20 protein-coding genes are annotated in these 23504 nt (G+C 64.8%); 5 read left to right on the top strand and 15 right to left on the bottom strand.

Annotated features, from left to right (window positions below; genetic code table 11):
- Positions 1-105 precede the first annotated feature (105 nt).
- The 6 genes from secG to rlmE all read right to left on the bottom strand — a co-directional run bounded on the left by secG (position 106) and on the right by rlmE (position 6372).
- Positions 106-465, bottom strand: a complete 360-nt coding sequence (gene secG, locus CSAL_RS15590) for a preprotein translocase subunit SecG (RefSeq protein ID WP_011508367.1) — start codon at positions 463-465, stop codon at positions 106-108.
- A gap of 4 nt (positions 466-469) precedes the next feature.
- Positions 470-1219, bottom strand: a complete 750-nt coding sequence (gene tpiA / locus CSAL_RS15595; RefSeq protein WP_011508368.1) for a triose-phosphate isomerase — start codon at positions 1217-1219, stop codon at positions 470-472.
- Positions 1220-1284: 65 nt separating this feature from the next.
- A complete protein-coding gene (gene glmM, locus CSAL_RS15600) occupies positions 1285-2646 on the bottom strand; it encodes a phosphoglucosamine mutase (RefSeq protein ID WP_011508369.1) in 1362 nt (453 codons plus the stop codon).
- On the bottom strand, positions 2643-3515 hold the full coding sequence (gene folP / locus CSAL_RS15605; RefSeq protein WP_011508370.1) for a dihydropteroate synthase: 873 nt from the start codon (positions 3513-3515) through the stop codon (positions 2643-2645). The genes glmM and folP overlap by 4 nt, the downstream gene beginning before the upstream one ends.
- A gap of 117 nt (positions 3516-3632) precedes the next feature.
- Positions 3633-5600: an ATP-dependent zinc metalloprotease FtsH gene (ftsH, locus tag CSAL_RS15610; protein WP_011508371.1), complete on the bottom strand. Its 1968-nt coding sequence runs from the start codon at positions 5598-5600 to the stop codon at positions 3633-3635.
- 139 nt (positions 5601-5739) lie between these two features.
- On the bottom strand, positions 5740-6372 hold the full coding sequence (rlmE, locus tag CSAL_RS15615) for a 23S rRNA (uridine(2552)-2'-O)-methyltransferase RlmE (RefSeq protein WP_011508372.1): 633 nt from the start codon (positions 6370-6372) through the stop codon (positions 5740-5742).
- A 256-nt stretch (positions 6373-6628) separates the two neighbouring features.
- On the opposite strand from rlmE, the gene yhbY reads away from it, so the two are divergent.
- On the top strand, positions 6629-6955 hold the full coding sequence (yhbY, locus tag CSAL_RS15620) for a ribosome assembly RNA-binding protein YhbY (protein WP_011508373.1): 327 nt from the start codon (positions 6629-6631) through the stop codon (positions 6953-6955).
- A gap of 95 nt (positions 6956-7050) precedes the next feature.
- On the opposite strand, the gene greA is transcribed toward yhbY, so the two are convergent.
- The 5 genes from greA to CSAL_RS15645 form a co-directional block, all read right to left on the bottom strand.
- On the bottom strand, positions 7051-7527 hold the full coding sequence (greA, locus tag CSAL_RS15625) for a transcription elongation factor GreA (protein ID WP_011508374.1): 477 nt from the start codon (positions 7525-7527) through the stop codon (positions 7051-7053).
- Positions 7524-10754: a carbamoyl-phosphate synthase large subunit gene (gene carB, locus CSAL_RS15630; protein WP_011508375.1), complete on the bottom strand. Its 3231-nt coding sequence runs from the start codon at positions 10752-10754 to the stop codon at positions 7524-7526. The genes greA and carB overlap by 4 nt, the downstream gene beginning before the upstream one ends.
- Before the next feature lie 72 nt (positions 10755-10826).
- Positions 10827-11972 (bottom strand): glutamine-hydrolyzing carbamoyl-phosphate synthase small subunit, encoded by a 1146-nt coding sequence (gene carA, locus CSAL_RS15635; protein ID WP_011508376.1) that lies wholly within the window; start codon positions 11970-11972, stop codon positions 10827-10829.
- Between the two features lie 271 nt (positions 11973-12243).
- Complete coding sequence (gene dapB / locus CSAL_RS15640) at positions 12244-13053, bottom strand: 4-hydroxy-tetrahydrodipicolinate reductase (RefSeq protein WP_011508377.1); 810 nt, start codon at positions 13051-13053, stop codon at positions 12244-12246.
- A 100-nt stretch (positions 13054-13153) separates the two neighbouring features.
- A complete protein-coding gene (locus tag CSAL_RS15645; RefSeq protein ID WP_011508378.1) occupies positions 13154-13444 on the bottom strand; it encodes a DUF2218 domain-containing protein in 291 nt (96 codons plus the stop codon).
- A gap of 249 nt (positions 13445-13693) precedes the next feature.
- Here CSAL_RS15645 and CSAL_RS15650 point away from each other — a divergent pair, with 249 nt between their 5' ends.
- The 3 genes from CSAL_RS15650 to CSAL_RS15660 are packed head-to-tail and all read left to right on the top strand — an operon-like array spanning position 13694 to position 16648.
- On the top strand, positions 13694-14821 hold the full coding sequence (locus tag CSAL_RS15650) for an ABC transporter substrate-binding protein (protein ID WP_011508379.1): 1128 nt from the start codon (positions 13694-13696) through the stop codon (positions 14819-14821).
- A gap of 1 nt (position 14822) precedes the next feature.
- Positions 14823-15905: a FecCD family ABC transporter permease gene (locus CSAL_RS15655; RefSeq protein WP_011508380.1), complete on the top strand. Its 1083-nt coding sequence runs from the start codon at positions 14823-14825 to the stop codon at positions 15903-15905.
- Entirely contained in the window at positions 15899-16648 is a 750-nt protein-coding gene (locus CSAL_RS15660; protein ID WP_011508381.1) for an ABC transporter ATP-binding protein, read from the top strand. The genes CSAL_RS15655 and CSAL_RS15660 overlap by 7 nt, the downstream gene beginning before the upstream one ends.
- Here CSAL_RS15660 and CSAL_RS15665 read toward each other — a convergent pair.
- From CSAL_RS15665 to grpE, 4 genes are all read right to left on the bottom strand, one after another.
- Positions 16626-17519, bottom strand: a complete 894-nt coding sequence (locus CSAL_RS15665) for a DMT family transporter (protein ID WP_011508382.1) — start codon at positions 17517-17519, stop codon at positions 16626-16628. The two genes, CSAL_RS15660 and CSAL_RS15665, sit on opposite strands and share 23 nt — an antisense overlap.
- Before the next feature lie 185 nt (positions 17520-17704).
- Complete coding sequence (gene dnaJ, locus CSAL_RS15670; RefSeq protein ID WP_011508383.1) at positions 17705-18850, bottom strand: molecular chaperone DnaJ; 1146 nt, start codon at positions 18848-18850, stop codon at positions 17705-17707.
- A gap of 90 nt (positions 18851-18940) precedes the next feature.
- A complete protein-coding gene (dnaK, locus tag CSAL_RS15675; RefSeq protein ID WP_011508384.1) occupies positions 18941-20875 on the bottom strand; it encodes a molecular chaperone DnaK in 1935 nt (644 codons plus the stop codon).
- A 133-nt stretch (positions 20876-21008) separates the two neighbouring features.
- Positions 21009-21641 (bottom strand): nucleotide exchange factor GrpE, encoded by a 633-nt coding sequence (gene grpE / locus CSAL_RS15680; protein ID WP_011508385.1) that lies wholly within the window; start codon positions 21639-21641, stop codon positions 21009-21011.
- 187 nt (positions 21642-21828) lie between these two features.
- Here grpE and recN point away from each other — a divergent pair, with 187 nt between their 5' ends.
- A complete protein-coding gene (recN, locus tag CSAL_RS15685) occupies positions 21829-23502 on the top strand; it encodes a DNA repair protein RecN (RefSeq protein ID WP_011508386.1) in 1674 nt (557 codons plus the stop codon).
- Positions 23503-23504: the final 2 nt, after the last annotated feature.

Below are 23504 nucleotides of genomic sequence, written 5' to 3' on the forward strand. Positions count from 1 at the left end.
TCCGCCTTCCAGCTGTACCGACGCCTTGCTTCAAGCGCTCGCCTCGAACCGGGAGCATTCATCATGCAACACACTTGGCGAGCTAACCCGATGACGACACTGCAATTATTCGCCGCCGTCCTCGAGCACTGGCGCAGTATTCTCCACGTTCTCTTCTTCCTCGTCAAGCGTCGCCGCAGATTTTTGCTGCTCGACCGCCTGTGCGTCGGGGATGCCTTCCTGCGGCGCATCGCCGGCCTGGGACACGAAATAGGCGAGTCCGAGCGACGTGGCGAAGAAAACCGCGGCCAGCACACCGGTCAGCTTGGCCAGGAAGTTGCCGCTGCCCTGCGACCCGAAGACCGTCTGCGAAGCACCGCCACCGAAGGCGGCCCCCGCCTCGGCGCCCTTGCCTTGCTGCAGCAACACCAACACCACCAGGGCAATGGCGATCGCTACGTGAACCAACAACACCCCAATATACATCGCGCTACCTTGCTGAATGACAGATGGCTAGAAAATCGTCGACCTTGAGCGAAGCACCGCCCACCAGGCCGCCGTCGATATCCGGCTGGGCCAGAAGTTCGGCCGCGTTGGCCGCGTTCATGCTGCCCCCGTAGATCAGTCGCATCGACTGGGCCAGGGCAGGATCGAAGCCGGCCTGGTACTCGCGGATCGCGGCCATGACCTCTTGTGCCTGTTCGGGCGTCGCGGTACGCCCGGTGCCGATGGCCCAGACGGGCTCGTAGGCGATCGTTACGCGGGCCCGTTGCGCGGGTTCCAGGGGCGCCAGCGCATGTCCGACCTGGCGCAGCACGACATCGCGCGTACGCCCGGCATCGCGTGCCTCGAGCGTCTCGCCGACACACAGGATCGGCCGCAGGTCGGCATTCAGGGCCGCCAACAGCCGGTCATAAACGTCGTCGTCGCTTTCGCGATAGAGCTCGCGGCGCTCGGAGTGCCCGACCAGGACGTACTCGACGTCGAATTCCTTGAGCATGCGCCCACTGACCTCACCCGTGCGCGCTCCCGCATGCAGGGGGTTGAGCGTCTGCGCCCCGAGCTTGACGGGCCCGCCGGCCAGAGCCCGGCGCGCCGCATCGAGATAGGGGAACGGTGGATGCACCACGACTTCCACCGACTCGGGAAGGTCGGCATCGGCAAAGGCCTGGCCGAACGCGTCGACCAGGGCGCTCGAACCGTTCATCTTCCAATTGCCCGCGATCAGCGGCGTGCGCATAGAAACAGTCCTCCGAATGGAGCGCCATGGTATAGGAGGCGTATTGACAACACAATATGCGGGCCTCAGCGCACCATATGCCCCTCGATGTCGTCGGCGATACGGCGCGCCAGCGCGTCCACGTCAAAGTGCGGACGCCCCTCGACCATGACCCGAATCAACGGCTCGGTGCCCGAGGGTCGCAGCAGCACCCGGCCTTCCTCGCCGAGTTCGGCCTCGACCGATGCCACGGTATGCTGGACCTGCTCGTTGCCAAGCAGTGCCTCCTTGTCCGTCTCGGGGGTCAGCCGTACATTGACCAGCGCCTGCGGCGCCTTCTCGAACCCTTGCAGCAAGGCCGCCAGCGATGCCCCTTCGCGCACCATGATGGCAAGAACCTGCAGGGCCGAGACGATACCGTCGCCCGTGGTCTGCACATGGCCACAGACGATGTGTCCCGAGGACTCGCCGCCTAGCTGCCAGCCGTTGGCCGCCAGTCGCTCCATGACGTAGCGATCGCCGACCTTGGCGCGCTCGAAGGGAATGTCCAAGGCTTCCAGCGCCGCCGCCAGGCCGAAGTTGGACATCAGGGTGCCCACCACGCCGCCGCCCAGCAGGTCTCGCGCGCGCCGGTCCCGTGCAATCAGATACAGAATGTCGTCGCCGTCCACCTCGCGGCCTTCGGCATCGACCAGCACCACACGGTCGCCATCGCCATCCAGCGCGACCCCCAGGTCGGCGCCACGCTCGATCACCGCCGCACGCAGCGCCGCCGGATGGGTGGAGCCCACGCCATGGTTGATGTTGAGACCATCGGGCTCGGCACCGATCAGGCTCACCTCGGCCCCCAGCTCGCGCAGGACGCTGGGCGCGATGTGATAGGTCGCCCCGTGGGCGCAGTCGAGGACCACTTTCAGCCCTTCCAGCGTCAGGCGGTCGGGCACCGTGGATTTGCAGAACTCGATATAGCGCCCCGCCGCATCTTGAATGCGTAGCGCCTTGCCAAGGGCATCCGGTGCCACCGTCGACAGGGGCAAGTCGAGCTCCGCCTCTATCTCTTCCTCGACGGCATCGGCCAGCTTCACCCCTTCGGCGGAGAAGAACTTGATGCCGTTGTCCTGGAAGGGGTTGTGCGAGGCCGAAATCACGATGCCCGCATCGGCGCGGAAGGTCCGCGTCAAATACGCGATGCCCGGCGTGGGCATCGGCCCCAGCAGGGAAACATCCACGCCCGCCGCCGAGAGACCGGCTTCCAGGGCGGATTCGAACATGTAGCCCGAGATGCGCGTATCCTTGCCGATCAGCACCTTGGCGCGCGACTTGCGCCCCGTACGGCGTGACAGCACTCGCCCCATCGCCCAGCCCAGCTTGAGTACGAAATCGGCCGTGATGGGCGCCTCGCCCACCGTGCCGCGAATTCCATCGGTTCCAAAATAGCGTCGTGTCATGCGTCGGTGCCTTCCTGTAGCACAGCCCAAGTCATGTTGACCGCATCCACCGTCGGTCCAACGTCGTGGACGCGCACGATACGCGCCCCGCGCTCCACCGCCATGGTGGCCAGCGCCAGGCCGCCCGGCAAGCGCTCCTCCACGGGACGCGCCAGCACCTTGCCAATCATACTCTTGCGTGACATACCGACCAGCAGGGGCAGCCCAAAATCAGTCAATTGTTGCATGCGATTCAGCAGGCGCAGGTTATGTTCGACACGCTTTCCGAAGCCGAAGCCTGGGTCGAGCACCAGCCGATCGCGGCGCAATCCTGCCGCTTCGCATTCGGCGATGCGTGTCTCGAAAAACGCCGCCACCGCGTCCTCGATGGGCATGTCGTAATGCGGTGACAGCTGCATGTCGGTGGGCTCGCCCACCATGTGCATCAGGCACACCGGCAGGCCGCTCACCGCCGCTGCTTCCAGCGCTCCCGGCCAGCGCAGCCCGCGTACGTCGTTGATCATGCCCGCCCCCAGCGAGGCCGCCTCGCGCATCACCTGGGGCTGGCTGGTATCCAGAGACACGAGGGCGTCAAGCTCGCGGACCAGGCGCTCCACCACCGGCAGCACGCGGTCCAGCTCTTCCTGTGGCGACACCGGTGTCGCGCCGGGACGTGTCGACTCGCCGCCGATATCGATGACCGCCGCGCCCTCCGCCAGCATTCGCTCGGCATGCCGCAGGGCATCGTCGAGCGCATTATGGCGCCCGCCATCCGAAAACGAGTCCGGGGTGACGTTGAGTATCCCCATGACGCGGGGGTAGGAAAGATCGAGCTGGTGGCGCCCGCACCGCAACGGGTGGGGCGCGACATTGGCGTCTTGCATGGTCATGACCGTCGCGGCGTCAAACGTTTACTCTAGCATGCGGGATTACCGGTGTAAGCACGCCCCAACGACGACGGGCGCCGCAATGCGGCGCCCGTCGCGCAGGGGAGGGGCCAGGCGCGATCAGTGCCCCGCCGGCCCACCCAGGGGATCCGAGGGACGACGACTGGTGTCGCCTTCTTCGTCGCCCTGCCCTTCGGCTTCATCGTCGGCAGAGGGATTTGCGGTCGACCCCGAGCCGGTCGTCGGCCCCTTGTCGTCCCAGTCCTCCGGCGGACGCGGCTTGCGACCTTCCATGATGTCGCGGATCTGGTTGGCATCGATGGTTTCGTACTGCATCAACGATTCAGCCATCAGGTCCAGCTTGTCACGATTGTCTTCCAGGATCTGGCGCGCCTTGTTATAGCACTCGTCGATGATCCTGCGCACTTCCTTGTCGAGACGCGTCGTGGTCTCGCCCGACTTCAGCTTGCCGCCGCCCTGGCCGCCGCCGCCCAGGAATTGATGCGACTCGTCCTCGTCGTACATCAGCGGGCCCATCTCTTCCGAGAGCCCCCACTTGGCGACCATGTTGTGGGCCAGTTCGGTGGCGCGCTTGATGTCGTTGGACGCCCCGGTGGTGACGCCATTCGGCCCCAGGGTCATTTCCTCCGCGAGGCGGCCGCCGAACAACGAGCAGATCTGACTGATGATCTGCTGCCGAGAGAGGCTGTAGCGATCCTCCTCGGGCAGGAACATGGTGACACCCAGGGCACGCCCGCGCGGGATGATCGTCACCTTGTAGACGGGGTCGTGCTCGGGCATCAGCAGCCCGATGATGGCATGGCCCGACTCGTGGTACGCGGTGTTGCTCTTCTCTTTCTCGGACATGACCATCGAGCGCTTCTCGGAGCCCATCAGGATCTTGTCCTTGGCCATCTCGAGCTCGTCCATGCCCACCAGGCGCTTGTTGCGACGCGCGGCGAACAAGGCGGCCTCGTTGACCAGGTTGGCCAGATCGGCGCCCGAGAAGCCAGGCGTGCCGCGAGCGATGAAGCTCGGCTGCACATCGTCGGCCAGCGGTACCTTGCGCAGGTGCACGCCAAGAATGTGCTCACGTCCGCGAATGTCGGGCAGCCCCACGGTCACCTGACGGTCGAAGCGGCCGGGACGCAGCAGTGCCGGGTCGAGCACGTCGGGGCGGTTGGTGGCCGCGATCACGATGATGCCGTCGTTGGCTTCGAAGCCGTCCATCTCCACCAGCAACTGGTTGAGCGTCTGCTCGCGCTCGTCGTGACCGCCCCCCATGCCGGAGCCACGATGACGACCCACGGCATCGATCTCATCGATGAAGATGATGCACGGGGCCTGCTTCTTGGCCTGTTCGAACATGTCGCGAACACGCGAGGCCCCCACGCCGACGAACATTTCCACGAAGTCCGAGCCGGAAATGGTAAAGAACGGGACCTTGGCCTCACCGGAGATGGCCTTGGCCAGCAGGGTCTTGCCCGTCCCCGGAGGCCCCACCATCAACACGCCGCGCGGTATCTGCCCGCCCAGCCGCTGAAACTTGCTGGGGTCCTTGAGGAAGTCGACGAGTTCCTCGACTTCTTCCTTGGCCTCGTCGCAGCCGGCGACATCGGCGAAGGTCGTCTTGATCTGATCCTGCGTCAGCAGCTTGGCCTTGGACTTGCCGAAGCTCATCGGGCCGCCCTTGCCACCGCCGCCACCTTGCATCTGACGCATGAAGAAGATGAAGATCGCGAGGATGATCAGGATCGGGAAGCTGGCCACGAGCAGGCGCGTCCACAGACTTTGCTCCTCGGGCTTCTTGCCGATCACGCTGACGTCATGCGCCAGCAGGTCGTCCATCAGCTTGGGGTCTTCGGCCGCCGGACGGATCGTCTGGAACTGCGTACCGTCTTCACGCTCACCGTTGATGGTGTAGCCTTCGATGGTCACGCTTTCTATCTGGTCGTTCTGCACCTGCTGGACGAACTGCGAGTAGCTCATCGCCTGAGGTGAGCTGTCGACGCTGAAGTTGTTGAACACCGTCAGCAATACCGCCGCGATGACCAACCAGAGAATCAGGTTCTTCGCCATGTCGTTCAAGGGAATACCCTCATTGCATGCAACTGTCTGCCAAGCAGGACCATAGGTTGGACACTACACCACATGAGGCGTGTCGACTACCAAGTCATTACGACTATCGAGCCGATAACCGCGTGGTGAGTGCGCCTTGGGCGCATGCTCAGCCGTGGAATCCTTCCGCAAGCAAGTAGACTTCACGCGAACGGGCACGCGATGCCTCCGGCTTGCGAGTCACTACCTTGCGGAAGCTGCCGCGCAGCTCCTTCAAATACGCATCGAACCCTTCTCCCTGGAAGACCTTGGCCAGAAAGCGCCCGCCAGGCGACAGAGTCTGACGCGCCAGATCCAGCGCCAGCTCGACGAGGTACATCGCCTGGGGCTGATCGATGGCCGCCATACCACTCATATTGGGGGCCATATCGGACATGACAAGGTCGACGCGACGGCCTTCCAGAGCGACGAGGATCTGTTCCAGCACCTCCATCTCGGTGAAGTCACCCTGGACGAACGTCACGCCGGCCAGCGCATCCATTTCCAGGATGTCGGAGGCGATGACACAGCCCTTGTCGCCGACCTTGTCGGCAGCGATCTGACTCCAGCCTCCCGGTGCCGCGCCCAGATCGATCACGGTCATGCCCGGCTTGAGCAATGCGTCCTTGGCATCGAGTTCCAGCAGCTTGTAACTGGCCCGCGAGCGATAGCCGTCCTGCCACGAGCGCTGTACGTAACGGTCGTCGAAATGCTCCTTGAGCCAGGAGGCCGAGCTCTTGCTGGTGTGCGAGGAACGTGCCACGAATCACCTAAGTCGATAACGGTTGAGAATCTTCCGGAAGGCAGGGAGGGCTAGCTGGGCGGGCGGCACGGCCTTTCCAAGGCGCCGCTTTCCCCGTAACATGGCGCGTTCTATCTTTTCTCGGCGCCACCTCACGTACTGTCCGCGAGGCCAGGACGACATCCAGCGTTGCGCCGGCATGCGGCCTCGTCGCATTCAGATAACGCCCTCGGCCATCTGCGCCGAGTGTCCGCCAACCCGGAATAGTCACGATACCATGAGCTTGTCACAGGCACAAAAGAAAGCATTTCGCAGCATCGGCCACCATTTGAACCCCGTGGTGACGGTCTCGGAGAACGGGCTGACCGAGGGCGTCATGGCCGAGCTCGCTCGCGCCCTGGAAGACCATGAGCTGGTCAAGGTCAAACTCGCCATCGGCGACCGCGAAGCGCGCAACGCCGTGACCGCCGAGCTCGCCGAGGCCAGCCGCAGCGAGCTCGTCCAGACCATCGGCAAGGTCGTGCTGCTCTACCGCCACAACCCCAGGGTCAACCCCAAGCTTTCCAACATCCAGCGCTTCGAGAACCACCACGGGCGGCGCTGAGGCACTTAGCGCAAGCCTGGGCGTTCGCCCGGCGTACAAAAAAGTCCGCGACATCGTCGCGGACTTTTTCTTGGCTCGCAGCACGTAGCACCTGCTCAGAGGTGCTCGACGCCGGCGATTTCGTATTCGACATCGCCTCCCGGCGTACGCACCAGGACGGTATCGCCCTCTTCCTTGCCGATCAGGGCGCGCGCGATCGGCGAGGTCACGGAAATCCTGCCCGCCTTGATGTCGGCCTCGTCCTCGCCGACGATTCGGTAGCGAACTTCCTCGTCGTTGTGGAGATTGATCAAATCCACCGTCACGCCGAAGATCACCTTGCCGGTCTTGGGCAGCTTGGTCACGTCGATCACCTGCGACGCGGACAGCTTGCTCTCGATCTCCTGGATACGTCCCTCGATGAACCCCTGCTGCTCGCGCGCCGCGTGATACTCGGCATTTTCCTTGAGATCGCCGTGCTCACGCGCTTCGGCAATCGCATTGATCACCCGAGGACGCTCCTCGCCTTTGAGCTGCTCGAGCTCTTCACGCAGTTTCTGCTCACCTGCGACGGTCATCGGGACCTTGTTCATGTGCTTGCTCCTGCATGCAATTCCTGCAGCCGCCGTACGGTAATCTCGTTTCCATACTCAAGCGCCATACACACGGCTCGCGCCCCCGCCAACGTCGTGGCATAGGGGACCTTGCGGGCAAGTGCGGTACGGCGGATCACGGAAGAGTCACTGATCGCCTGGCGGCCTTCGGTCGTATTGACGATATAGGCCACTTCGTCGTTCTTGAGCATGTCGACGATATGCGGGCGGCCTTCATAGACCTTGTTGACGACCTTGACCGGGAGACCAACCGCTTCGAGGGCGATGGCGGTACCACGGGTCGCGATCAGGCTGAACCCCAATGCTAGCAGAAATTGCGCCACCTCGATAATCTCGCGCTTGTCCGGGTCGCGCACCGAGAGAAACGCCTTGCGTTCGCCATCCAGCCTCGGAATCGCCTCGCCGGCGCTGAGCTGCGCCTTGTAGAAGGCCTCGGCGAAGGTCACGCCGCTGCCCATCACCTCGCCGGTGGATTTCATCTCCGGCGACAGGATGGGATCGACGCCCGGGAACTTGTTGAACGGGAAGACGGCTTCCTTGACGCTGTAGTAGCCGGGAATGCGCTCCAGCGTGAAGTCCTGCTCGCCGAGCGTCTTGCCCGCCATGCAGCGCGCCGCGACCTGGGCCAGCGACGTGCCGATGCACTTGGACACGAACGGCACGGTCCGCGAAGCGCGCGGATTGACCTCGATGACGTAGATCTCGTCGTCCTGCCAGGCCAGCTGCACGTTCATCAGCCCCACGACATTGAGTTCCAGCGCCATGCGCTTGACCTGGTCGCGCATCTCGTCCTGCACGTGGGCCGGCAGTGAGTAGGGCGGCAGCGAGCATGCCGAGTCGCCGGAATGCACGCCGGCCTGCTCGATGTGCTGCATGATCCCGCCAATCACCACCTGCTCGCCGTCGCTGACCGCGTCGATATCGACCTCGATGGCCGCATTGAGGAAATGATCCAGCAATACCGGCGAATCGTTGGACACCTTGACCGCATGGGTCATGTAGCCTTCCAGCTCGGCGGCGTCATAGACGATCTCCATGGCCCGCCCGCCGAGCACGTAACTCGGACGCACGACCAAGGGATAGCCGATCTTCTCGGCCTTGGCGAAGGCATCCTCGAAGCTGCGCGCGGTGGCATTGGGCGGCTGCTTGAGCCCCAGCTTGTCGATCATCTGCTGGAAGCGCTCGCGGTCCTCGGCCCGGTCGATGGCATCCGGCGTGGTGCCGATGATCGGCACGCCCGCCGCCTCCAGCTCGCGTGCCAGCTTGAGCGGCGTCTGGCCGCCGAACTGCACGATCACCCCGGCCGGCTTCTCCTTGTCGGCAATCTCGAGCACGTCCTCGAGGGTCACCGGCTCGAAGTAGAGGCGGTCACTGGTGTCGTAATCGGTGGACACGGTTTCCGGGTTGCAGTTGACCATGATGGTTTCAAAGCCGTCTTCGCGCATGGCCAGCGCCGCGTGCACGCAGCAGTAGTCGAACTCGATACCCTGGCCGATGCGGTTGGGCCCGCCGCCCAGCACCATGATCTTCTGGCGGTCGCTGACCTCGGCTTCGCACTCCTCCTCGTAGGTGGAGTACATGTAGGCCGTGTTGGAGGCGAACTCCGCCGCGCAGGTATCGACCCGCTTGTAGACGGGACGAATGCCGTGCTTCTGACGCGTCTTGCGGAACTCCTTCTCGGACACGCCCAGCAGCGTGGCCAGGCGCGCATCGGAAAAGCCCTTGCGCTTGAGCCGGAACAGCGTCGCCGCCGACAGCTCGCTCAGCGAGCAGCTGGCCAGCTGCTGCTCGAGGCGCACCAGTTCCTCGAGCTGCACCAGGAACCAGCGATCAATATTGGTCAGCGCGAAGACCTCTTCCACGCTCATTCCCGCGCGCATGGCATCGGCGACGAAGAAGATGCGATCGGCCCCGGCGGCCTGCAGCTCGCCCTTGATCAAGGCCATGCCGGCCTCGTTGAACTCGGTCACCTTGGGGTCGAGACCGTCGGCGCCGATTTCCAGGCCGCGCAGGGCCTTCTGCAGCGACTCCTGGAAGGTCCGGCCGATCGCCATCACCTCGCCCACCGACTTCATCTGCGTGGTCAGGCGGTCGTTGGCCTGCGGGAACTTCTCGAAGGTGAAACGCGGAATCTTGGTGACCACGTAATCGATGGAGGGCTCGAAGGACGCCGGCGTCTTGCCGCCGGTGATGTCGTTCTGCAGCTCGTTCAGGGTATAGCCGACCGCCAGCTTGGCAGCGATCTTGGCGATCGGGAAGCCGGTCGCCTTGGAGGCCAGCGCCGAGGAGCGGCTGACGCGCGGATTCATCTCGATGACCACCACGCGGCCGGTCTGCGGGTCGACGCCGAACTGCACGTTGGAGCCGCCGGTCTCCACGCCGATCTCGCGCAACACCGCCAGCGAGGCGTCACGCATGATCTGGTATTCCTTGTCGGTCAGCGTCTGCGCCGGGGCGACAGTGATGGAGTCGCCGGTGTGGACGCCCATGGGGTCGAAGTTCTCGATGGCGCAGACGATGATGCAGTTGTCGTTCTTGTCACGAACGACCTCCATCTCGTATTCCTTCCACCCCAGCAGCGACTCGTCGATGAGCAGCTCGTGGTTGTTGGAGAGCTCGAAGCCGCGCGTGCAGATCTCCTCGAACTCTTCCTTGTTGTAGGCCACCCCGCCGCCGGAGCCGCCCATGGTGTAGGACGGGCGAATGATCACCGGAAAGCCCAGTTCGCCCTGGATTTCCCATGCTTCGCTCATGCGATGGGCGACCTTGGCCTTGGGGCACTCCAGGCCGATGTTCTTCATCGCCTTGTCGAACAGGTCGCGATCCTCGGCCTTGTTGATGGCGGCGGCATTGGCCCCGATCATTTCCACGCCGTACGTCTCGAGCACGCCGTGCTTGTCGAGATCCAGCGCGCAGTTGAGCGCGGTCTGCCCGCCCATCGTCGGCAGGATGGCATCGGGACGCTCCTTCTCGATGATCTTGGCCACCGCCTGCCAGGTGATCGGCTCGATATAGGTCGCGTCCGCCATCACCGGGTCGGTCATGATGGTCGCCGGGTTGGAGTTGACCAGGATGACGCGATAGCCTTCCTCGCGCAGCGCCTTGCAGGCCTGGGCGCCGGAATAATCGAATTCGCACGCCTGCCCGATGACGATGGGCCCGGCGCCGATGATCAGGATGCTCTGGATGTCGGTACGTTTCGGCATGACGATTCCCGCTAGACTAGGTGACAAACGACGGTGCGACGGTGCGCCGCCTCTCGCGGAGGCGACGGTGGCTCAACGACGGGCTTGCATCAGCGCGATGAAGCGGTCGAACAGCGGCGCGACATCACGCGGACCAGGGCTGGCCTCGGGATGCCCCTGAAAGCTGAACGCCGGGCAGTCGGTGCGCTCGATGCCTTGCAAGGTGCCATCGAACAGCGAGCGGTGCGTGGCCCGCACGTTGGCCGGCAGGCTCGCCTCGTCGACCGCGAAGCCATGGTTCTGACTGGTGATCATCACGCGGCCGCTGTCGAGGTCCTCGACCGGGTGATTGGCGCCGTGATGGCCATTGTTCATCTTCACCGTGCGTGCACCGGAGGCCAGCCCCAGCAGTTGATGGCCCAGGCAAATGCCGAATAGCGGCACATCGGCAGCGATGACCTCGCGGATCGCCTCGATGGCGTAATCACAGGGCTCGGGATCGCCCGGCCCATTGGCCAGGAAGACGCCATCCGGCTGCATCGACAGCACCTCGACGGCCGGGGTGCGTGCCGGCACCACCGTCAAGCGGCAGCCGCGCGAAGCTAGCATACGCAGGATGTTGAACTTCGCGCCGTAATCGTACGCCACCACGTGGTAGGGGCGCTCGCCCTGCGAGGCATCGGCGTAACCGCTGCCCAGCGACCACTCACCCTCGCTCCACTCATAGGTTTCGCGGCAGCTCACCTCCTGGGCGAGGTCCATGCCCTTGAGGCCCGGGAAGGCGCGTGCCGCCGTCAGCGCGCGCTCCACGGCGGCGTCGCCTTCGGCATCGACCCCCGCCAGAATCGCTCCGTTCTGCGCCCCCTTGTCGCGCAGCACCCGGGTCAGCCGCCGCGTATCGATGTCGGCGATGCCCAGCACGCCGTTGCGCTTGAGGTACGCATCCAGGCTTTCTTCGCTGCGGAAGTTGCTGGCGACGAGCGGCAAGTCGCGAATCACCAGGCCGGCCGCGGCGATGGCGGCGGACTCGATGTCCTCGGCATTGATGCCGGTATTGCCGATATGCGGATACGTGAGGGTGACGATCTGTCGCGTGTAGGAGGGGTCGGTGAGAATTTCTTGATAGCCAGTCATGGCCGTATTGAAGACCACCTCACCACTGGTCTGCCCATCGGCTCCGATGGCACTGCCATGAAATACGCTGCCGTCTTCCAAGGCCAATATCGCGGGTCTGATCAACGCAACGTCCTCCCCTTGTCATGCGCGAGTCTGGGCCGGGGCCGGCCGCAACCGACCCCTCGAATTCAAGGAGCACTGAGAGTCTCGACATGCGGCCTTTGCGGATGCCCTCGCACTCCGCAAGCGACACGCGGGTCGTAAAAAAGCGGGACGAAACCTGAAAGAAGTCCGGTTTCATCCCGCTTGTTGTCGTTCGCTCGGAATCCCTGTGGCCGTCCATGCATTCACTAGGCCAAATTGACTCGATGATACGCGAATTGCGCGCGATAGGCTACCCCTTGAGGCCAAGCACATCCTGCATGTCGTAACGCCCGTTGCCACGCGACGCCACCCAGCGTGCGGCACGCACCGCGCCCTTGGCAAACGTCATGCGGCTGGATGCCTTGTGGGTGATCTCGATCCGCTCGCCTTCGGTGGCGAACATCACGGTATGCTCCCCGACGATATCGCCCGCGCGCACGGTGGCAAACCCGATCTCCTTGTCGCCGCGCGGACCGCACTGTCCGACACGCTCGAAGACACCGTCCTCCTTGAGATCGCGGCTCAAGGCCTTGGCCACCACTTCGCCCATCTTGAGCGCGGTGCCGGAGGGGGCATCGACCTTGTGACGATGATGCGCCTCGCTCACCTCGATGTCGTAGCCCTCGTCACCCAGCGCTCGGGCGGCGGTTTCCAGCAACTTGAGAGTGAGATTGACGCCGACGCTCATGTTGGGCGCGAACACCATGGGCACCCGCTCGCGGTAACCGTCGAGCTCGGCCAGTTCGTCGTCGGACAAGCCGGTGGTCCCGATCACGATCGCCTTGCCATGCTCGGCGCAAAACGCCAGATTGGCCAGCGTGACCCGGGGTGCGGTGAAGTCGATCAGGACGTCGAAGGCATCGGCGATAGCGGCCGGATCGTCCGTGGCGTTCACGCCCAGGCGCCCCACACCGGCGAGCTCACCCAGGTCGGCACCGACCAGCGAGCTGCCGGGCTCGACGATGCCACCGCCCAGGCTGGCCTCGGGATCCTGCTGTACGGCATTGACCAGGGTACGGCCCATGCGTCCGGCGACGCCGACAATGGCGATACGCGTCATGTGGACTCCTTGCGGTTACGTGTCGATGAATGCCGGAGAGTATACCAAATCGCCTCTCGCTCTCGTCACATCACCGATGCCCCGCACCGCGCTGTGCCGCTCAGGCGTCGTCGCGCCGCCAGGCCACGTCCACGTCCTCGCGGCTGGCCATGCGCACCAGATGCACGGCCACCACGTGCTCGAGATGTTCACGGGCCTCGGCATCGACCGCCTCCAGGGACAGGTGCAGTGCATCGGGCTCGGCACGCAGTCGGCATACACCGGTGTCGAACTCGACACGCCCCTGGTGCTCGTCATGAGCGACATTCAACTTGTGTTGCCAGTGCTTGCACAGACGATTGATATACCGCGAACCGGATGTCGTCGGCACGACGGCGTGGGAAACAGGCATGAACACCTCCTAGCGGGATAGCCGCCCAATGAACATGCCATTATGGCATGCGCCCCCGCCGCCCACCGGCAACGCTCCGTTCGTCAGCACGGGACTCCAAGCCCTCAGAGGATCGGTCACGGCTCGACGCGCCCCGGCGCTGCAGGCATACTGACAGCCAAATGCGAACAACAATGAGTCGCAAAAAGAGGTGCTATCGATTAGTATCTCTCATCGTCTCCAAATCAGATAACCAGCCCGACACCGCTCATGCTCACCTCACTATTCAAAGCCGCCGCCGGCGCAGTCCTCACCCTCGCTGCCACGACCGCGCTGGCCGAAGAGATCACCGTCACTGACGTCGCCGGCCGCCAGGTCACCGTCGACGCTCCCGTGAATCGCCTGATTCTCGGTGAGGGGCGCCAGATCTATCTGCTCGGCGCGCTGCAGCCGGAGACCCCCTTCGAGCACGTGGTGGGCTGGCGCGAGGACTTCTCGCAGGCCGATCCGGACAACTACGCCGCCTATGCCGCCAAGTTTCCCGAGATGAAGCAGATCCCCACCTTCGGTGGCTTCAAGGACGGCACCTTCGATGTGGAGCAGGCTGCTGCGCTACAGCCCGACGTCGTGCTGATGAACCTGGAGGCCAAGGCCGCCACCGAGGACGCCGCCTACGACGACAAGCTGGCCGAACTGGGCATCCCGATCGTCTACGTGGACTTCCGCGAGGCGCCGCTCGAACACACGACGCCTTCCATGCGACTGATCGGCCGGCTACTCGGCGAGGAAGAAAGGGCCGAGGCCTTCATCGACTATTCACAGGCCCAGATGGCGCGCGTCGCCGAGACCATCGAAACTGCCGACCCCCAGCGTCCCCGGGTCTTCATCGATCGTGCCGGCGGCTATTCCGACGACTGCTGCATGAGCTTCGGCCCGGGCAACTTCGGTAAATACGTCGAGCTCGCCGGGGGGAGCAACATCGCCGACGGCATCATTCCCAACACCTTCGGCCGGCTGAACCCGGAGCAGATCATCGCCGCCGACCCGCAACAGGTGGTCGTGACCGGCGGCCACTGGGACGCCTACGTGCCCGGCGGCGACTGGGTGGGCGTGGGCCCCGGCGCCGACCTGGCGGCCGCGCGGACCAAGCTCGAAGGGCTCACCGAGCGCACCGCCATGGCCGGCATCGACGCCGTGCAGACCGACAATTTTCACGCCATCTGGCACCAGTTCTACAACAGCCCCTACTACTTCGTCGCCGTGCAGCGGCTGGCCAAGTGGTTCCACCCCGAGCTGTTCGCCGACCTCGACCCCGAGGCGACGCTGCGGGAGTTGCACGAACGCTTCCTGCCGGTGGACTACGTGCCGGGCTACTGGGTCTCGCTGAAGGGTGACTGACATGCACACCGGCGCCGATATCCTGCCGTCCGAACAGTCTGCCCCCGAGGAAGGACGCACCTTCTATCGCGCCCTGGTACTGCGCCGCCAGCTGATCCTCGCCGCCCTGGCGCTGGCCCTGTTCCTCAGCCTGTGCGTCGATCTGGCCCTGGGCCCGGCCCGTTTCAGCCTGGGCGAAGTGCTCGCCGCGCTCTTCTCCCCGGATGACGTGAGCCTGCAGGCCCGCGTCATCCTTTGGGAAATTCGCATGCCGGTGGCACTGATGGCGCTGGTGGTCGGGGCCAGCCTGTCGGTGGCCGGCGCCCAGATGCAGACCATCCTCAGCAACCCCCTGGCCAGCCCCTTCACCCTGGGGATCTCCGCCGGCGCCAGTTTCGGCGCTGCCCTGGCGCTGGCCTTCGGCGTGGTCATCGTACCTGCCGCGGTCGACTACGTGATCCCGATCAACGCCTTCGTCATGGCCATGCTGACCGCCTTCGCGATCCATGCGCTGAGCATGCGGCGCGGGGTGACCATCGAGACCATCGTGCTGCTGGGGATCGCCATGGTCTTCATCTTCAACTCGCTGATGGCGCTGATCCAGTTCTTCGCCAGCCAGCAGGCCGTCTCCGCAGTGGTGTTCTGGACCATGGGCAGCCTGACCAAGGCCACCTGGCCCAAGCTGTGGATCGCGCTGGGCGTGCTGGCCACGGTCATGCCGCTACTGGCTCGCCACGGCTGGGCGCTGACCGCCATGCGCCTCGGCGATGCCAAGGCCGAGAGCCTGGGCGTCAAGCCCCGCGCGCTGCGCCTGGAAGTGCTGGTACTCGTCTCGCTGCTGGCCGCCATCGCCGTGGCCTTCGTCGGCACCATCGGCTTCATCGGCCTGGTCGGGCCGCATATCGCCCGCCTGCTGCTGGGCGAGGATCAGCGTTTCTTCCTGCCCGGCTCGGCACTGTGCGGCGCGTTGATCCTGTCCATCGGCTCGGTGCTGTCGAAGGTGCTGATCCCGGGCACCGTCATCCCCATCGGCATCATCACCTCGCTGGTCGGCATTCCTTTCTTCCTGTTCCTCGTCCTCAGCAACAAGAAGGCCTCATGGTAACGCTCACGCTCGACGGACTTTCGGCCAGTTACGGCCGCCGCCGCATCCTCTCGGAGATCACCACGCCGCCTCTCGAGGGCGGCCAGGTGGTGGCAGTGCTCGGCCCCAATGCCGCGGGCAAGTCGACCCTCTTCCGGCGCATCTTCGGGCTGCTCGACGGCGGCGGCACGGTATGTCTCGAGGGCGCCACCCGCGAGCGCCCCGTGGCCTACATGCCCCAGGAAACCGGCGTCAACGCAGTATTGACGGTCTACGAGTCGGTGTTGCTGGCACGCATGCAGGGCCGGCGCCTGAACGTGAAGCCCGAGGATCTGGCCGAGGTGGATCGCGCCCTGGACGAGCTGGGCATTGTCGCGCTCGGCGAGCGCGACATCGGCGACCTGAGCGGCGGCCAGCGGCAGATGGTGGGCGCGGCCCAGGCGCTGGTGCAGAACCCTGAGGTGCTGCTGCTCGACGAGCCGACCTCGGCGCTGGACCTGCATCGACAGATCCAACTGCTGTCGATCCTGCGCCGACTGGCCAAGGAAAGGGGCATGCTGGTGATCGCCGCGCTGCACGACCTGGGCCACGCGCTGCGCTTCACCGACCAGGCACTGGTACTGCAGAACGGGACGCTGGTGAACTGCGGTCCGACCGAGGAAGTGGTCACCCCCGAGCTGCTGTATCGCGTCTATCATGTCACCGCACGCATCGAGCGCTGCTCGAAGGGACGCCCTCAGCTCATTGTCGAAGAGGCCGTCTGAGACGCCGCCCTTCCAGCGCCGCAAGGGCCGCCCCGCCCAGCACCAGCGGCAGGGCCACCAGGAAGCCGCCGGAGAGCGGCAGCCCGAAGATCAGCAGATCGGCCAGCACCGGCCAGATCAGCGCCACGTACTCGAAGGGCGCCAGGCGCGAGACCTCGGCGTAGCGTAGCGCCAGGGTCATGCAGATATGCGCGGCGCCGCCGAACAACCCCGCCAGCACCAGCAGCGCCAACGTCGGCCCCGAGACCGCCACCCAGCCAAGCGGCAACGTGGCGAGCCCCGCCAGCGCCGTGACCAGCACGAAGTAGAAGGCAATCGAAGCGGCCGTCTCGGTACGCGAGATACGCCGCACCGTCACCAGTGCGCCCGCCGTCAGCAGCGCGGCCAGCACGCCCAGGCCGTAACCCAGCACCTGTCCCCGGGACTCGCCCAGGTCGGGCACTACCAGCGCCGCCACACCCGCCAGCACCAGCGCGAAGGCTGCCGCCCGGTGGAGAGTGAAGCGCTCGCCAAGCAGCAGCACGCCGCCCACCGCCATGGCCACCGGCGACAGCTGCGCCAGCAGTGTCGCCTCGGCCACCGGCAGCCGCGCCACCGCCGCGAAGGAGGCGAACATCGCCGCCGCCCCCAGGCCCGAGCGCACCAGGTGCCCCAACGGCTTGCGCGTCGCCAGCGCCCGGGGAAATTCACGCCGCCAGGTCATGAAGATCACGATCGGCAGCAGCGCGAAGGCCGAACGGAAGAACACGGTCTGGCCCAGCGGCACCTGCGTGCTCACCGCCTTGACGCACACCATCATCCCGGTGAAGAGAATGCCCGACAGCAGCCGAAGCACGATGCCGGCCAGCGGCCGATCCGCGACGTTATTCATGAGCGTCCTTGAGCGTCTTTCAAGCGAGCGGGCGCGACGATGCACGGCCCTGAGGATACGGCCATGATATCACTGCGGATGGGAACAATTCTCGTATCCGATCGAAATTCTGCGGGAAGCGACACGACAAGGCCCCGCCTCCTTGCGGAGCGCGGGGCCTCGAACGTGCCATCGAGGACACTGCCTTACGGCTTCATGTCCTCGAAGAACTTCTTCACGCCATCGAAGAAGCTGGTCTTCTTCGGCGAGTGATGGCTGTTGCTGCCGTCCAGGCTGTCTTGGAACTGGCGCAGCAAGTCCTTCTGTTCGTCGCTCAAGTTGACCGGCGTCTCCAGCACGACCTTGCACAGCAGATCACCCGGCGGGCCGCCGCGAACCGGTTTGACGCCCTTGCCCTTGAGCCGGAACATCTTGCCGGTTTGCGTTTCCGGCGGAATCTTCAACTTGACCCGGCCATCCAGGGTCGGCACTTCCAGCTCGCCCCCCAGGGTCGCGTCGATGAAGTTGATCGGCACCTCGCACTGCAGGTGACGCCCATCGCGCTCAAAGATCGGGTGCGGCTTGATGGCCGCCTGGACGTAGAGGTCCCCGGGCGGGCCGCCATTGAGCCCGGCCTCGCCTTCGTTGTTGAGACGAATCCGGTCGCCGGTATCCACGCCGGCGGGAATCTTCACCGACAAGGTACGCGTCTCGCGGACACGCCCTTCGCCATGGCACTTGCGGCACGGCACCTTGATGGTCTGGCCGGCGCCATGACAGGTCGGGCAGGTCTGCTGCACGGCGAAGAAGCCCTGCTGCATGCGTACCTGGCCCTGGCCGTGACAGGTCGGGCAGGTCTCCTTGGTGGAGCCCGGCTCGGCACCGTCGCCGTCGCAGTGTTCGCATTCGATGTGGCGCGGCACGCGGATATCGACCGTGGTGCCGGCAACGGCATCCTCGAGGTCGAGCTCCAGGTTGTAGCGCAGATCGCTGCCACGCTGCGGGGCGTTGGGATTGCGCCGGCCACCGCCACCGAAGATATCGCCGAATACATCGCCGAAGATATCGCTGAAACCGCCTGCGCCGCCGCCGAAACCGCCGCCGCCAAAGCCGCCACCGGCCTGGCCGTCGACACCGGCGTGACCGAACTGGTCGTAGGCACTACGCTTTTCTTCGTCGGTGAGGACTTCGTAAGCCTCGGAGACCTCGCGGAATTTTTCGGCCGCGGTGTCGTCATCCGGGTTGCGATCCGGATGGTACTTCTGGGCGAGTCGACGGTAGGCCTTCTTGATCTCTTTCTGATCGGCCCCCCGTTCGATGCCCAATACTTCGTAGTAGTCACGCTTGGACATGGATGGTCCGCCTCCGTGTCGGCGCTGCGCAAACAGCAACGCGGGAGATCATCCCCCGCGCTGCCGCGATGCGAGCATCAGACGTCGTGGTTACTGCTTTTTCTGGTCGTCGTTGACTTCCTCGTACTCGGCGTCAACCACGTCGTCTTCTTTCTTCTGGGCACCATCGCCGGCCGGCTGCTCGCCGCCTTCGGCGCCGGCATCACCCTGCTCGGCATACATCTTCTGCGCCAGGTTGCCGGAGGCTTCGGTCAGCGCGTCGAGCTTGGCCTGGATATGCTCCTGGTCGTCACCCTTGGTGGCTTCCTCGAGCTCGCTGATCGCGGTCTCGATCTGCTCTTTCTCGCTGGCGTCGACCTTGTCGCCGGCTTCCTCGAGGGTCTTGCGTGCGGCGTGAACCATGCCGTCGGCCTGGTTGCGCAGCTGCACGAGCTCCTCGAACTTCTTGTCCTCGGCTTCGTGCGCCTCGGCATCCTTGACCATCTGGTCGATCTCTTCGTCGGAGAGACCGCCGGAGGCCTTGATGACGATGGACTGTTCCTTGCCGGTGGCCTTGTCCTTGGCGGAGACGTTGAGGATGCCGTTGGCGTCGAGGTCGAACGCCACCTCGATCTGCGGCACGCCACGCGGCGCCGGCGGAATGTCGGCCAGATCGAAGCGACCCAGCGACTTGTTGCCGCTCGACTGCTTGCGCTCACCCTGCAGCACGTGAATGGTCACGGCCGTCTGGTTGTCGTCCGCCGTGGAGAAGACCTGCGTCTTCTTGGTCGGGATCGTGGTGTTCTTCTCGATCAGCGGCGTCATCACGCCACCCAGGGTTTCGATACCCAGGGTCAGCGGCGTGACGTCGAGCAGCAGCACGTCCTTGACGTCGCCGCCCAGCACGCCACCCTGGATCGCGGCACCCACGGCCACGGCTTCATCCGGGTTGACGTCCTTGCGCGCATCCTTGCCGAAGAAGTCGGCGACTTTCTTCTGCACCAGCGGCATGCGCGTCTGGCCGCCCACCAGAATCACTTCGTCAATCTCGGAAGCGGACAGACCGGCGTCGCTCAGCGCGGTCTTGCAGGGCGCCAGCGAGTTCTGGACCAGCTCTTCGACCAGCGATTCGAGCTTGGCGCGCGTCACCTTGACGTTGAGGTGCTTGGGACCGGTATTGTCCGCCGTGATGTACGGCAGGTTGACTTCGGTCTGCTGTGCGGCGGAAAGCTCGATCTTGGCTTTCTCGGCCGCCTCTTTCAGGCGCTGCATGGCCAGCGAGTCACCGGACAGGTCGATGCCCGAGTCGCTCTTGAACTGCTGGACGAGGTAATCGATCAGCTTGAGGTCGAAGTCCTCGCCACCCAGGAAGGTGTCACCATTGGTGGCCAGTACCTCGAACTGCGTCTCGCCGTCGACATCGGCCACTTCGATGATCGAGATATCGAAGGTACCGCCGCCCAGGTCATAGACCGCGATGGTCTTGTCGCCACGCGCCTTGTCCATGCCGTAGGCCAGCGCCGCGGCCGTCGGCTCGTTGATGATGCGCTTGACCTCGAGCCCCGCGATGCGGCCGGCATCCTTGGTGGCCTGACGCTGACTGTCGTTGAAGTACGCCGGCACGGTGATCACCGCCTCGGTGACTTCCTCGCCGAGATAGTCTTCGGCGGTCTTCTTCATCTTCTTCAGCACTTCGGCGCTGACCTGGGGCGGCGCGAGCTTGTTGCCCTTCACTTCGACCCAGGCATCACCGTTGTCGGCCTCGGCGATGGTGTACGGCACCATCTTGATGTCTTTCTGGACGACATCGTCCTTGAACTTGCGACCGATCAGGCGCTTGATAGCGTACAGCGTGTTGCTCGGGTTGGTGACCGCCTGACGCTTGGCAGCCTGACCGACCAGCGTTTCGCCGTCGTCGGTGTAAGCGATGATGGAGGGCGTCGTGCGAGCGCCTTCCGCGTTTTCGATCACCTTCGCATTGCCGCCGTCAAGGATGGCAACACAGGAGTTGGTGGTCCCCAAATCAATACCGATGATGCGTCCCATAGGAATACCTCAAAATACGTTGCTTGACTGTTGCGTCTTCGTCGGCGGCGCTGCCGCCTCGTTGTTCGTCTATTTGGGGGATAGGGCCACGCCTTTCAAGGGCCTGAGTGATGGATTCCCTTCCCCCGCCCCATCAATTGGCGGCTTGGCTGACGACCACCATCGCCGGACGCACGAGGCGTCCATTCAGCAGATAACCCTTCTGCATGACCTCGATCACGGTGTTGGGCTCCACCTCGGGGTTGGGCACCATGGTCATGGCTTCATGCACTTGCGGGTCGAACGGCTCGCCTTGCGGATCGACGGCTTCCACGCCGAACTTGGCCAGCACGTCGAGCTGCAGCTTGAGCGTCATCGACACCCCTTCGCGATGCACCTCGCTGGCACCTTCCTGCATCGATTCCAGTGCCTTTTCCAGGCTGTCGACGACCGGCAGCAGCTCCTTGACGAACTTCTCGAGCGCGAACTTGCGTGCCTTCTCGACATCCTGCTCGGCACGGCGGCGTACATTCTGAGCCTCTGCGGCGGCACGTGCCGTCTGATCCTTGGCGTCCGCCAGCGCTTGCTCCAATTCTTCGACACGCGCGGCCAGCGCGTCCGCTTCCGGGTTTTCGAGCGCTTCGGCATCGGCCTCGCTGGCCTCGACATCCTCGACGACACCTTCGAGTTCGACCTCGTCATCGGTCGCGTCGCCCGGTTGCGGTTCGGCATCGCGTTCGGCGCGTGCCAACTCTTCGTCGGTGGGGGTCTGCGGGTCTTTGGCCATGAGTATCTCCTGACAGCTGGCGCGGCCCGAAGCCGCATCTAACAAGGAATTGTCCCCCTATATGGGGATGCAGACGACGATCTCAAGCCATGCCGATCGCCCCTCGCCGACGGATAATTGAAGCCCCCTGCCAACTACTGTATAAACACACAGAGATCAGCCTCGTTTCCGACGCCCGGAGGTTTTCATGCTGATACAGCTCGCCATTCGTGATTACGCCATCGTCGATCGTCTCGATCTGGATCTGCATGACGGCATGACGGCCATTACCGGGGAAACCGGCGCCGGCAAGTCGATCATGCTCGGCGCCCTGGGCCTGTGCCTGGGCGAGCGCGCCGACGCGGGCAGCGTGCGCCATGGCCGCGAACGCGCGGACGTCAGTGCACGTTTCGACATCACCCACCTGGCGGAGGCGCGCGCCTGGCTTGACGCACGCGACCTGCCCCAGGACGAGTGCCTGCTGCGCCGCACGGTCAACGCCTCGGGGCGCTCCAAGGCCTGGATCAACGGTCAGCCCGCCACGGTGAGCGACCTGAAGGCACTCGGCGAACATCTCATCGAAGTCCACAGCCAGCACGCGCATCAGGCACTGCTGCGCGAGGAAACGCATCTGCGCCTGCTGGACGCCTATGCCGGTCAGAGCGACGCGGTCACCGCCCTCGGCGAGCATTTTCACGAATGGCGGTCTCTGCGACGGCGACTGCGTGAGCTGCAGGAGAGCGGCGACGAAATCCAGGCGCGTCGCCAGTTGCTGCGCTATCAGGTCGAGGAACTGGATCAGCTGGGACTCGGCGAGGGCGAACTCGAGACGCTGGAAAGCGAACAGACCCAGCTTGCCAATCTCGAGCAGATTCTGGGCGACGCCCAGTTCGCCGCCGACTGCTGCGACCAGGAGGAGGGCGGTGCGCTATCGCTGCTGCACCAGGCCACCGCCCGACTGAGCCACGTCCCCGGCAATGCCCAGGACAGCCTCGCGGAGGCTCTCGGCATGCTGGGAGACGCCCGCATCCAGATCGAGGAAGCGGCACGCGAGCTTCATCGCTTCGTCGATACCACCGAACTCGATCCGCAGCGCCTGGCGGAAGTCGATGCCCGGCTCGGCGAGGTCCATCGCATCGCGCGCAAGCATCATGTCATGCCCGAGGAACTGCGCGACCTGCATCAGCGCCTGAGCGACGAGCTGGCCGGCCTCGAAGGCGGCGAGAACGACCTGGAAGCGCTCGCTCGCGACGTCGAACAGGCACGCGACACCTATCGCCAGCAGGCACGTGCTGTCAGCGAAGCCCGTCTCGAGGCGGCACGCGCCTTCGGCGAGGCCGTGCAGGCCCAACTGGCGTTTCTCGGGCTGGGCAAGGCCACGTTCGACGTGGAAGTCGAGCCCCGCGACACGCCCCAGGCCGAGGGACTCGACCAGGTACGCTTCGTGATCAGCGCCAACCCCGGGCAGCCGGCACGTCCCTTGAACAAGGTCGCCTCGGGCGGCGAGCTGTCCCGCATCAGTCTGGCGATCCAGGTCGTCGCCGCGCAGCACAGCACCGTGCCCAGCATGGTCTTCGACGAGGTCGACGTGGGCGTGTCCGGTGCCACCGCCGAGATCGTCGGCCAGCTGCTGCGCCGTCTCGGCACGCAGGGGCAGATCCTCACCGTGACGCACCTGCCGCAGGTCGCGGCCCAGGCCCACCACCATCTGCATATCGAGAAGCGTGCCGAGCGCGATACCACGCTGACGCACATGGCGTTGCTCGACGACGCCGGCCGCGTGCGGGAACTCGCGCGCATGCTCGGTGGCGTCAAGCTTTCCGACCGCACCCTGGCCCACGCCCGCGAAATGCTCGACGCCAGCCAGCACGCTCAGCACTGAGC

This window comes from Chromohalobacter israelensis DSM 3043 (assembly GCF_000055785.1).
Lineage (GTDB): Bacteria > Pseudomonadota > Gammaproteobacteria > Pseudomonadales > Halomonadaceae > Chromohalobacter > Chromohalobacter israelensis.